We start from the raw sequence: 12,429 nt of genomic DNA on the forward strand, positions 1-12,429 counted from the left end.
TTACTGGAGGTCCGCCGCCCTAGGGCGTCGGACCTCCAGGCGTTTAACCGCCACAGCGGCCAGCAGGGCACCGATGACGGCTCCTGACGTGTTTGTCACGAGGTCCATAGGGCCTGAAAAGCGGTTGTGAAGAAACAGGAGCTGGCCCAGCTCCATGCAACCGGAAATGAGCAACCCGAATGCCCCCAACTGCCACCAACGTTTTTTAGGAAATGCAAGGGCACTGACCATTCCAAAGGGAACAAAGAGTGCCACATTGGCCGAGGCCTCCACGAACCTGTAATTGAACCAACGTGGAATCCCTTGCCGGTGAAGGAAGCTCAGGATGTCGGTGAGCTGTCCCTGAATGGGTTGATCTACCGGGCTAGGCCAAAAGGCTATAAAGGCCAGCGGGACCATCATTGCACCGAGAATGAGTTGCCAAAGACGACGATTGGAGAGGAGATGCAAAGGGCCCTCAGGGTTCTAAGCGGGGAGACAGTCGTTAGGAACATAGCTTGAGGGTTGGCTTGGGCGAAGACCGAAAACAAGAAGGTGGGTGGTCTCCTTTCCGGAGACCACCCACCTTCTGCGGTGTTAGCGAGTGATGCTGTTAGGCAGCAGCCTCTGCCTTAGCGCGGCGCCGTACAACCACTACGGAAGTTGCACCGGCAGCCAGGGCGCCAGCACCAACCAGGGTCCAAAGGACCAGGCCGGAGTCGGCACCAGTGTTGGCCAGGCCGGCGCCGGTGTTAGCCAGCGGGGCGCCGCCGGTGTTGGCCAAGGAAGCAACGACGGTTACCGTGACGGGTCCAACAACAACGCCGGACGTGTTGCCCGTTGCTGTCAGCGAGTAGGTACCTGCTTCGCTGATGGAAATCGGAAGTGAGAAGCGGCCCTGTGCGTCCGCAACTGTCGAAAGCGTCTGCGGAGCCTGAACGACGGGAATCTTGGCCGCTACAGCAGCACCACCGGCGATGCTCGCGCCGTCCGATGCCGGGGCCTGGCCCGGAGTGACGGTGATGGTAAGGGTTTCACCGGCGAGGAAGCCCTGGCCGCTGAAGATGAAGTCTTCACCGGGACCAACGACGCCGTCAGAAACGGCGGCCTGCGGCGGAAGAGCGGGGTAGGTGGCTGCCATTGAAGGTGCCGCGCCTACAAGTGCGATAGAACCGGCAAGAGCGAGTGCTGCGAGTGTTTTCTTCATGTGTCCCCCCGGAGACGTTTAAGTTTTTTGATGTACCCGATTTGGGGAGTACTTCCCCTCCGCACGAGACCCTGTGCAGAACTACGGATATATATCCCAACAAAAACCGTACCATCTGCTCTTCGCTGTGAGCAATCTCAATCCAGTTGGTTTACATAGTGTTAACTCCTTCTCCACCCGCCTAGCTGCAAGAAGCGCTTTCTGTAGGCAACGTAACGTCCTTTACAGACTGAACAGTGGGTGTGACAACTACGTTAGGTTCGGTGTGCTGAACTATCTTAGCGAAGGTGACCTCAACAGTTTTGGTTTCCCCAGGCGCCAACTGCACGGCAAGTACTGCTACCGGGCGGTTGCTGTGAACATGGGGGGCAAATCCTGTTCGCTCGCCGTTGAGTTTCGCTGTTTCAACTAGAGCCTGAATTGGACCGTAGGTCACGATGTTTGTTTGCACAGATCCAGGAGTGACCCCAAAGACACCGTCACCCGTCACGTAGGCAGGCAATGCTTGCCCAGCATTAGACGGTGCCGTGTTAGTGCTCGTGATCCTGACACTGGTTTGCTCGTATCCGTCTTTGGGGCACTCCTTGACTAGCTGGACAGTACGTTTGACGTAGTAGTCCATCTTCGCCCCGGTACCGTCGTTGAAGTAAACACCAAATTGAGCGGGGGAGATGCTGGGGCCGCTCACAGAGCCACTCAGGGGGTAACGGGCAAGGACCGACTGCTCCTCAGTTGTAGCGGACCAGACAAGCACACGTCCCTCCTCTGTGCCGCGGACGATACCTGCTACGAGTCCTTTGGCATCCCCTTTTCCATCCGACAGAGCTCCAAAGATCTCCTGAGCAACGGCGGCGAAGTAAACATCTTGAAGCTTGGGTTGCTCAATTTTTGAGTAGACGTCCGACAGGAGTGTTTTAACTACGTTCTCGCCATTTAGTTCCGTTGGCAGTTCAAGTGATCCTAGGATGTTTTCAGCGCCGCTGAGACTTATCGGGCCAGTGGCATCCAGTACATAGCTGAGTACTACTGGATCGATCGATATAACTCCGTCGACGCGCAGACCCGTCTTCTTCTCCCACATTGACTGTGCAATCGATGCAGCTGTCGGAAAGTCAGGTGTGAGGTTCACGTCTTGCATGTATTTTCCAACACGGGTTGAGTAGATACTCTGAGTTTCTTGGTCAAGGGGCAACGTTGGGCTCATCGAACCAAGTTCTCCGGCGCTGCTCTGTCCGGCGAGAGTCATCTTGCCCTTATCGAGTCGGAGCACGGCCAGCGCACCCGGTATGCCGCCCGAGGATCGGACCTCCGCGTTGTTCTGGATCATTAAGAGGTAGTTCCTCGGCGACTCGGAACCCAACATGCCAGGGACAATTTGCGCAGCGACAGCGGCAGAACTCAGTGCGTCCCTTACATCGTGCAGCTGGTTACGGACCTCGTTCAGAGGCTCCGCAACTTGTGGAACTAGCTTGCCGGTGTCGATCAGGTCGAGGCGGTCCGCAGACATGTCCACAGCTCGTGCCGCCGCGATGACATTGGGCGAAGCTTCTTCTAAGGGTTGGAGGTCCGTCCCGGAGCTTGTGGGGACCAAGGTATTCCAGTCTAGGGATCCGAGGACGCTTACCAGTGGAACAAGACCGAGACTCGTCACATCGTCCGCTGCTCGCGCAACCTCTGCGACAGCCCCGAAATTAGAACCAAGCCCGGGTATGCCTGCAGCCAAGACCCAGAGAGGTTGACGCGTCTCTTCCGATGCTAACGATGTGTGCTGGCGCATCTGCTCCACGATTGTCTTTGCGCTATCACGGTTACTGCGTTCCACTTCTTGTTTGAGGGATGGCAAGAGTGAAGTTGCGGACTCTAGTTCTCTTTGGACTTTTGTTGCCGTTGAACCCAACCAAACTGCCCAAGCCACTCCGCAGGCCGCAATAGTGGCGAGCAAAATTGTGATCATCAGCACGCGCTTGCGCATATTCCGCGAAGATTCTTTCCGTCCTCTTTTATGATCGGCAACTTTGAGGTTACGCATGGTCGTAATTCCTAGTCTCTTCGCGTCAGTAGAACTCGAGTCCGCAAGCCTAATACGCACCCGTGCTGTGGAATACTGCCCGGACAGTGCGGAGGATGATAACCAAGTCTCCGAGTAGAGACCAGTTTTCCACGTAGTAGAGGTCCAGCCGGACAGAATCTTGCCACGACAGGTTGGAACGACCGCTTACCTGCCAAAGTCCGGTCAATCCTGGCTTAACAAGGAGTCGTCGCCGCACATCACTTTCATAAGCTTCTACCTCGCTGGGAAGCGGAGGTCGAGGACCAACTAGACTCATCGAGCCCTGCAAAACATTGAAGAGCTGAGGAAGTTCGTCCAGGCTGTACTTTCGAAGGTAATAGCCCGCGGTTGTTATTCGCGGATCATTCCTAATTTTGAACAGGACTCCATTACCTTCATTTCGCTGGCTAAGCTCAGCAAGTCTGGCCTCGGCATCAACAACCATGGAACGAAACTTCAGCATATAGAAGCTAGTACCTTCTATACCGATACGGCGTTGACGGAATATAACTGGACCTGGACTTGTGAATTTGATGATTAGGGCTATTACTAGCATCAGGGGGGATAACGCGATGACCAGAAGGAAAGACACGGCGATGTCCAACAAACGTTTCGCTACTCGCTGCCCTCCTTCCAAAGTGGGGGTGGTGACGTGAATTAGTGGAAGTCCCGATACTTGCTGGGTGTGAATGCGCGGGCCGGCTATATCTGTCAGAGCCGGAGCCATGATCAGCGCGATATTTCGGGAGGCCAGTTCCCACCCAAGATGGCGGAGTGTCTGTGGATGAAGCTGAACGCCTGCCGATACTGCAACCCCGTCCACACGACTGCGTTCTATAGCATCGAGAATCGGTTTCGTTTCGGTGGAAGTTCCCAAGACTGGTAGGCCAGACTCTCTCTCTCCGGCGGTAGTGTCCCGGGCGCCCGGCATGTAAGCCGCTACCGGCTTGTAACCGGCCTCTTTGGAGCGCTCCAGCGTCCTAGCAAGGTGAGCTACCGCGCTGGAACCCCCGATGAGAAGCAAACGGGACATGCTATGACCCTGAAGTCGCTTGACGTTTAAGTGTTGCCGCAGCAACCATCTAGCAAGAAGAAGGCCAACGAGGCCAACAGGAAGAGCGAAGCCTACATAACCACGAGCAGTGTCTATTTGAAGTACGTAGGAAAAAATAGCGATAAGACCAAAGAGCCAAAGTGAGGCGGCTGCAACACGCTTGTATTCATCCGGCCCGGATCCTAGAACACGGCTGTGTCGACTATTCCAAGCGCCTAACATAATCCACCAAGCCATGATAATGGCAATCGATAAGAGTGCGTAAACGACTTCGCCCTCTTGTAGGGAGATTATCGGCTCCAGTCCAAATCTTACGATATAGGCACCCAATACAGCCCACGTTACGACAAATGCGTCGACCGCCCGCAACAATTGTGACGTCTTATTGCGCCACTTTTCGTTGGCCCCCAAAGCTGTGACCTTTCATTGCTATTGGCTTGCCCAGTCTCGGTGTTGCCAGTACTTAATTTGTTGAACGCAGCACATTCCAATATAAACCTGCAAGCGTTATACGCCTCGCGAAGCGGTTTACCCAAAGTTAAACCTAGACTGCTGGAGCCTTGTCCTTTGGAGCCTGATGGCTGTAATAAGTATAGGAATAAGCGTCAGGGCCCTTGCTAGGAAGTTGATTCAGCACCACTCCCAGAATATCGCCCTTAACCATTTCCAGGGCTGACAATGATTTCTGAAGATCAGGTACTTTAACGCGCGATGAGCCAATAACCAAGACAACCCCGCTGACCTGCTGAGCTAGAACGGCCGCGTCCGTAACGGGAAGGAGCGGTGGGGCGTCGATGATCACTGCATCGAACGCTGACTCTAGACGCTCAATAAGGTCTCGCATGGCTGGGGAGCCAAGGAGTTCACTTGGATTGGGTGGGATCTGACCCGATGTCAAAACATACAACCCGTGTTCGCCCCATGGTTGGACCAGATCATTCACGTCGGCAGCACCAATGAGCGCTGTCGTTAGCCCAGCATTTCGGTCTAGTCCCAGGTAGTCATCAACCTTGGGCCGTCGAAGGTCCGCATCCACTAACAACACATTCTTGCCGCCTTCCGCAATAGCGATTGCTAAGTTGGTTGCCGTGGTCGTCTTGCCTTCTCCAGGCAGCGAAGACGTTATAAGTATTGCGCCAGGCTTATGTCCGACATTCGCAAACTGCAGGTTCGTGCGGATTTGTCGAAATGATTCGGCCCTCGGGCTCTGGGCCGGGACCTGCGTTAGGAGTGGGCGCTTGGGGGCGTCGCTGTCGAAAGAGATGCCGCCAAGAATGGGCGCATCGGAGACTTGGCGAAGGTCGCTTTCTCCTCGGATGGCTGTATCTAAAGAAGACCGAAGCACTGCGAAACCGACACCAAGGCCCAACCCTACGACCAGCCCTAGGACAAGGTTCAAGCTTGTCGCCGGCGCGGAGGGGTTGGTAGGGGCGGTGGCAGGGGTAACTACGGAAAGTTTGACCAGGGAGTTGCCATCTGCTGATGGACGTTCTAGTGCTGCGACTGTTTTAACCAGGCTGTCACCAACAGCCTGCGCGATTGCGGCGGCCTGAACAGGAGATTCGTCTTCTGCAGTAATAGTGATAATTACTGTGTTGAGGTCAGCGCTGGCTGCGACATCTTTAGCCAAGAGATCCGGCGTCGTGTCGAGCCCCAAGGCGTCGATTGCTGGCTGCAGAACCGCCGGAGTGCTTACAGTTTGTACGTACGACTGAACACGCGACTGGCTGAAGGTATTGCCCTGCTGCAGGTCTTGAACCGTGCCCGAGGACTGAATTGCTACAAACAGTTGAGTCTGGGCTTTGTAGGTTGGCTTGAGCAGCAATGAAACAGCCCCTGCAACGAGGACACCGAATAAGCAGAAGGCCAAAATTGCGGTCCATCGCCGGCGTAAAATCCGAAAGTAATCGCCAATCTCCAAACTAATTACCTCTCAGAGTCCTGGTCGTTATGGCCGTAGGAAGTCACTACCACAAGGCACGGATGAGGAGGAGTTGACTCTCCTTAATGGGCCCAATGTACAAAGATACACGTCGCCCACCTGCCTCAGCGCCGATGGTCGGTTGAGTCAAGCTTGTCAACGAACCTGTAACAATGCAGTCCATTCGGTGCGCAGTGAACGAAGTCGTCACGGTAGGGAAGACGAACTTAGGCTTATGATAAGCGGCGCGCTCAACGCATTGTGAGGCCGTAGTACATATAGAGCCAAGCCACGGTGCTGCAGGTCAGCCATGAAGCGGGAAAACGGTCTGCCGCCTGCCCAGCGCAGTCTGTGCCAGGAGTACCATGTCGAACGGTCTTCCCGCTACACGTATAGTTGCCATGTTTGCATTGATCGGTGAGGTAAAGATTTGGGGGCTCAGGACGTGGCTAAGTCCGTAGCGATTATAGGGACTCGGGGCTACCCGAGTTATTACGGTGGGTTTGAGACTGCCGTTCGTAAGCTTGCTCCTTATCTGGCGGATCAAGGCTGGAGAGTAACTGTCTACGGTCGAGATGGTGCACTGAGGGACGACGATTCCGGTAGAGATGCTCGGGTTAAGTCCGTTATCACGCTGGGCTTGGAGCGTAAGTCCTTGAGTACGCTGTCGTACGGGCTTACGGCTGTCCTTCATGCTCTTTTGCACCGACCTGACGTAGCACTGGTCATGAATGTCGCAAACGGCTTCTGGATTCCCTTATTGCGCATGCGAGGCATCCCCGTGGTCGTCAATGTCGACGGCATCGAGTGGGAACGCGCAAAGTGGGGTCGTCTCGCAAAAAGCGTTTTCAAAATAGGCGCCCTCCTTACTGCCAAATTCGCAGACACACTTGTAACCGATGCTCGTGAAATTCAGCGACGGTGGCAACGAGATTTCGGTCGTGACAGCGTCTTCATCCCCTATGGCGGTGAGGAAACGTCGGCGCATGAAACGCCCCTGGGGCTCACCTCCAGGCGCTACGTGTTGATCGTGGCCAGGTTCGTACCCGAGAATACAGTCAACGAATTTTTCGATGCAGTCGAGTCAATAGGGAAAAATTATCCCGTGGTTATAGTGGGTTCCTCGGGTTACGGCGGGGAGCTTGACACCCGCGCTCAGCAGCTATCGAAACAGCCGAACGTAACATGGCTTGGCCACGTTAGCGACGATGCCCTGTTGTTCGCTCTATGGGAGAACGCTGGTGCCTACTTCCATGGTCATAGCGTGGGTGGAACGAATCCCGCCTTGGTCCAAGCCATGGCCTGCGGTGCCCCAATTGTGGCTAGGGATACTGTCTACAACAGAGAAGTTCTCGAAGGCACCGGGGCGATCTATGTCGATCCTGAGGGCGCGAAAATCGCCGATGCCGTTGAGACCATGATGTCGTCACCCGAGCGCCAAAATGAGGTCGCTGTCGGCGTGCGCAGACGTGCGAGCAATGCTTATTCTTGGGAAGATGTCTGCTCATCTTATGACGATGCAATTAGTGCTTTCTTAACTAAATCACCTTTGTCGTTACGTCAGTCAACTGTCAAACGAGATATGTGATTTCAAGGCGGCGGTTGCAAGCATCTACGAAAAGTGCTCTGAATGGTCCAGAAGTTGGGTTGCCTGTAGATGCAGGTACGTGCTTGAACACGAGTAGGGTGTTTCTCATTAAGACTAATTCGTTCACTGCTCGTGCCGGCAGACACATTTGTGTGGCCATAAGAGAACTTCGCAGCTCAGCGGTCAGCGTATAGTGAAATACTTCTTGCAACTGTGCCGCAAGGTCATTACACACCAATCCGTGCTTGCGCAACTAGTTTCCACAGTGAGTGCCGTATTAGTCGTTGTGATTCTTTCGCGTCTGTTATCAGATGAGGACTACGCCGACTATGCAGTAGTCACTGCCCTTTGGGCCATTGGAAATGCCATAGCTGGTAGCGGTATCGGTACCCGCGTCGCAAGGATGTCGGCCGAAGGCTGTAGACAGATCACCTTCAAGACCTCCGAGATTATTCTGATGTTGTCAGTTTCAACAATCTGCGGACTTTATATCGCCTGGTTGCGGACATCTTATGTAGAAGGGTTGTTGGCTGCGTTTTGTATGCTGACGTTTCCGTTAGCTGAAGCGAGTATTTCATCTGAAGTCGGCGCGGAACGCTTCCAGCGTTATTTCCTTCTGTTGTCCCTCCGTGTCGTCGTACCGATCGTTATTCTCGCCCTAGCTGCTGTAATGGGCCCGATCGAGCTCATTCAGGCGTTTATTAGTGTCGCTATTGGAAACGTCTGCTGCCTACTGCCTTGGTCTAAGAGATGGTCATCCGAAAGATACGTGGGTCCTTCATACTCTAGTCATTTTGTGGGTGCCATGAACCTCGGTCTGTGGATAATTGCGAGCGCGGACCGGATAATCCTTGGAAACCAAGTCTCACCAAGTCAATTGGCCGTCTATGCTCTTACGTATGGTTTGTTGGACCGTTTCTACCGAGCGCTGTCGAATGCTTTTATCACTCGCTCATTAGGCCCCTCCTATAAAGGCCGTCGCGTTGTTCCCCACTGGAAGTATTATGTCGCCTCTTTATTAATCTTTGCCATATGTATCCCAGCAACAAAGTGGGGAACGGAATTGGTGTCCGGTGGCCGCTACTCCCCAGATTTCGTTCTTGTCACTTTGATCTCGGGAGCTGGCTTGCTGATGTTCTGGAGTGCACCTCACTACGTTTCCTTGCTGGCAAGCGGACACTATAAGGCAAGTGTATTAGTAGTTAGCTTCATCGCAAGTGCCAATGTTTGCTGCAATTTGGCACTAGGTCAGGCATTTGGCGTAATTGCCGCTGCTATCATCTCCTTATCATCCTACTTCGCTTGGTTTCTTTGGTTGTTCGGTTCGGCAGGTGCTGGTTCCGCGAAGGTATCAAGAAAAAATCCGTGAGAGCCGGAACAGCGCGGACGCGGGACAACGAAACTCGAGCTCGGTCTCTTATTAGTGAGGTAGTCGAAGGCTGCGGCCAGGCTTAGGATATTGAGCTGCCTGTTCGGACCTCATAGCCGTCCGTTGGTTGCAAGATGAATGTTTTCTACCGCCAAAGATGACTTTGTCGTCGTTCCGCGGCCGGTTAACTAAAACGCCAACAGCCGCGACTTCAAGACTATCCACAGCGAAAAGGCCACGACGTTGTGCCAAGTAGAAGTTATAGGCGATTTTATTGCAATGCGTCGACTCTGCCCCTTGGTGCCCTGAGGAAAGCTAGGAAGGGAGGTTGACCATCGATGGCTTCTACTGTCTTCTTGGTGGTACTGGCAAGAGCCGACCGCGGGGGAAACGGCTTGTCCGGGCCGTGCCTGCTTCTTTGGCTCCCCTGGAATCGCTATTCCGACAACCAACGGAAGTACGGTTTACTTTAATCCACCGGTAGATCTGCATCAGCTTTATCTCCAAAACGGAGGATTCGGGGTTACCTGGCGGAGAGCTGACAACGTTTACCGACACTAGTATGATTCCAGGTCTGCAGATCTGCAGATCGACCGTAGAAGAATCAAAAGGTGGATGCTCATGTCTGGGGTGGTATGTATGTAAATGCCACCCCAGACATGAGCTCCGCGAAGTTCGTCATTATAGATAAATGTCAGTGTGTTGAGTTACAGATAGGGGGCGAATCGTTCGCCTACTTTTTGGCAGCCTGATGAGGGATACTTCAAGCGTTGTTACTTCAGAGGCAGTGACCGGCGGCCTCCAAAAAGCCGCATGCCTAAACGCCCATCATATCCAAAATGGTTTGTGTCTTTGCTTTCCAAGTTAACTCGGGTGGAGTGTCATAGGGTGATCGTGGGACCCGGCCGTTTATCAAAGCCTGCTCGCGAATAAGGCGGGAATGATCAACTGATTCAGCGACCAGCACGCCAGGCATTGGTCGTTCGCGAGTTCCAATAATTGGTGTCGTAATGACCGGCAGTCCGGCAGCGCGATACTCATAAATCTTTATTGCATCGCCCCCTACTTGCCCACTTGTAACACCGTGGGGCACCCACCCGATGTCAAAAGTCTGCAGCAATTCAGGGATCTGTGCATAATGAACGTCGCCGATCAGCTCGAGATTTCTGCATTTTTTCAGATCAGCGCCCACACGCCGGTTAAGCACTGGGCCGGCAAATACGAAACGCCATTCAGGATTCTGTTCAACTGTTGTCTTGATTAGATTGACATCTAATCGATGCCCAATTTTGCCGATATAGCCGACCGTGGGCCGACCAGTCGCGGTGCTGTTGAGCTGAAATTTTTCTGGATCGCAGCCATTAGGCATCAGGACTGCATCGCTGCGACCGTAGCTGAGTGCAAGCTTGTAGGTGGACTCAGAATTGGCGGTGATTGAAGACGCGTGCTTGAAGAGCCGTTCATAACTGGCTTTTGTTTCGTGTTGGAACGATTGAAAAGCCGCGTGCTCGAGCCAGTTGTCCAACAAGTCAACGTGCAACGGTCCTCTATGCTGCCTAACCTCCTCGCGAAGTCCCAACATGGGGTTCCACACAATAGTAGGTTCGTCAGTTACCAGAGGCCTGTAGTGGCGAACCGAGCTTACCCACCAGCGTTTTGGATTTCCAAGGGGAGGAACAGTGAGAACAGTTCGGAAGGCGTCGCGAACATTGGGGAGCTGCGCTTCAGTACCGGAGTTCCGTATCGCCAGATTTCTAAGCGGAAAAGGGTCAGGCCGGGAGTGCACGTTGATTCGTGACGCAGGTCTAAGCCGAGATATCCATTCAAGGACGTGCGCATCGCGGGTTCTATAACCCTCGGCGAGCATCTTGTGGTGGCCATGCATTGGGAATGCATGAATGGTTAGATCGGTAAGCATTTCAGGCTCCCGACTCACAGACGCGTGATATCGGTTGTGGCTGTCAGCTTCCCTCGAGTATCCAAAATGGAGCAGCCAGAGTTTGCGATCGCTGCCATATCGAGGGCATCGTGATGCTGAAGGATAATCACCAAGTCAGTCGCTTCGGGCGACATCTTTTCCTCGGGAACAAACGCCAAGCTCGTGCCCTCTTGAAGCGGATCCCAATCAGCGTAGTACGGATCGTTAAATGTAACGGTAGCTCCCAGCGACGACAAGCGTTTTGCTATTTCCAAGGCTGGAGACTCGCGCTTGTCTGAGATGTTCGCTTTGTAAGTGACACCAACCAGCGTAACCGTGGAGCCGTTAACGGAAAGCTTCTTCTCATTTAGCTTTTCTTGTGCTCGACTGACGACGTACTGCGGCATAGAGTTGTTCACTTCCTGAGCCAACTCGACCAGCCGGAATGGGTATCCAAGTTTCGCATTCACGGTGTAGGAAAGATAACTGGGATCGATTGGAATGCAATGCCCCCCAATGCCGGGCCCAGGGTAGAATGGTTGAAATCCGAAGGGCTTCGTGGCCGCTCCGCGAATTACTTCCCAGATATCGATCTCTAGTTCATGGCAGTAGCGCGCGAGTTCATTTACCAGAGCGATATTCAGCTGGCGGTACGTATTCTCGAGAAGCTTGCTGAGTTCCGCCTCCTTAACGCCGCTTAGGGGCACGACGACGTCAACCAGTAATTCGTAGAGACTGACACCACGCTGACGGCACTCGCCTGTTACACCGCCGACGACTTTCGGCGTGTTTTGGAGAGTGTACTTAGTGTTTCCAGGGTCGATTCTCTCGGGGGAGAATACCAAGAACACCGTTTCGCCTACGACCAGACCCTGCGACTCCAGCAGGGGCTGGAGGACTTCTTCGGTTGTACCGGGAGAGGTGGTGGACTCAAGTGAGACCAGTGTTCCGGGCTGTATATTTCTTGCTACCGCCAGCGAAGCGGACTTCACCGCTGACAGATCCGGCGAACCGTCAGCAGACAGAGGCGTTGGCACGCAAATGATGACGCTTTTTGTCCTGCTAAGGACCTCATCATCACTAGTTGCCCTGAACCCACGCGACAACATCGTCTCAACGGCGGCATCCGAAATATCGTCGACGTGCGATTTCCCGGAATTCAGGAGGTCGACAGTCTCTCTGTTTTTGTCGAGACCCGCCACTCGCAGTCCCTGGCTGGCCGCTCGTTCTGCAAGCGGTAGCCCTACATAACCGAGACCAACGACCACGACATCCATAGTGTGGTCTTGTTTTGCAATCATGCGGTGTCCCCTATATCGAGCATGAGTATTTTAGGCGTGTTT

9 protein-coding genes are annotated in these 12,429 nt (G+C 53.8%); 2 read left to right on the forward strand and 7 right to left on the reverse strand.

Features of this window, described 5'->3' with window-relative positions; translation table 11 throughout:
• The 5 genes from AC5RUO_RS03345 to AC5RUO_RS03365 form a co-directional block, all read right to left on the reverse strand.
• Positions 1 to 402 carry a VanZ family protein gene (locus tag AC5RUO_RS03345; protein ID WP_494102809.1) on the reverse strand — a complete coding sequence of 134 codons (402 nt, stop codon included), beginning with the start codon at positions 400 to 402 and terminating at the stop codon, positions 1 to 3.
• Positions 403 to 592: 190 nt separating this feature from the next.
• Complete coding sequence (locus tag AC5RUO_RS03350; RefSeq protein ID WP_494102810.1) at positions 593 to 1,186, reverse strand: LPXTG cell wall anchor domain-containing protein; 594 nt, start codon at positions 1,184 to 1,186, stop codon at positions 593 to 595.
• A 181-nt stretch (positions 1,187 to 1,367) separates the two neighbouring features.
• On the reverse strand, positions 1,368 to 2,963 hold the full coding sequence (locus tag AC5RUO_RS03355; RefSeq protein ID WP_494102811.1) for a DUF4012 domain-containing protein: 1,596 nt from the start codon (positions 2,961 to 2,963) through the stop codon (positions 1,368 to 1,370).
• Positions 2,964 to 3,264: 301 nt separating this feature from the next.
• Positions 3,265 to 4,701, reverse strand: a complete 1,437-nt coding sequence (locus tag AC5RUO_RS03360; RefSeq protein WP_494102812.1) for a sugar transferase — start codon at positions 4,699 to 4,701, stop codon at positions 3,265 to 3,267.
• Positions 4,702 to 4,834: 133 nt separating this feature from the next.
• On the reverse strand, positions 4,835 to 6,211 hold the full coding sequence (locus tag AC5RUO_RS03365) for a tyrosine-protein kinase domain-containing protein (RefSeq protein WP_494102813.1): 1,377 nt from the start codon (positions 6,209 to 6,211) through the stop codon (positions 4,835 to 4,837).
• Between the two features lie 445 nt (positions 6,212 to 6,656).
• On the opposite strand from AC5RUO_RS03365, the gene AC5RUO_RS03370 reads away from it, so the two are divergent.
• Positions 6,657 to 7,799 carry a glycosyltransferase gene (locus tag AC5RUO_RS03370; RefSeq protein WP_494102814.1) on the forward strand — a complete coding sequence of 381 codons (1,143 nt, stop codon included), beginning with the start codon at positions 6,657 to 6,659 and terminating at the stop codon, positions 7,797 to 7,799.
• A gap of 193 nt (positions 7,800 to 7,992) precedes the next feature.
• Positions 7,993 to 9,168, forward strand: a complete 1,176-nt coding sequence (locus tag AC5RUO_RS03375; RefSeq protein ID WP_494102815.1) for a lipopolysaccharide biosynthesis protein — start codon at positions 7,993 to 7,995, stop codon at positions 9,166 to 9,168.
• A gap of 817 nt (positions 9,169 to 9,985) precedes the next feature.
• Here AC5RUO_RS03375 and AC5RUO_RS03380 read toward each other — a convergent pair.
• Both AC5RUO_RS03380 and AC5RUO_RS03385 read right to left on the reverse strand, forming a co-directional pair.
• Positions 9,986 to 10,693 carry a glycosyltransferase gene (locus AC5RUO_RS03380; protein WP_494102816.1) on the reverse strand — a complete coding sequence of 236 codons (708 nt, stop codon included), beginning with the start codon at positions 10,691 to 10,693 and terminating at the stop codon, positions 9,986 to 9,988.
• Positions 10,694 to 11,100: 407 nt separating this feature from the next.
• Positions 11,101 to 12,387, reverse strand: coding sequence for a nucleotide sugar dehydrogenase (locus tag AC5RUO_RS03385; RefSeq protein ID WP_494102817.1), 1,287 nt, complete (start codon positions 12,385 to 12,387; stop codon positions 11,101 to 11,103).
• Positions 12,388 to 12,429 lie beyond the last annotated feature (42 nt).

Source organism: Arthrobacter sp. Y3221087 (assembly GCF_059089905.1).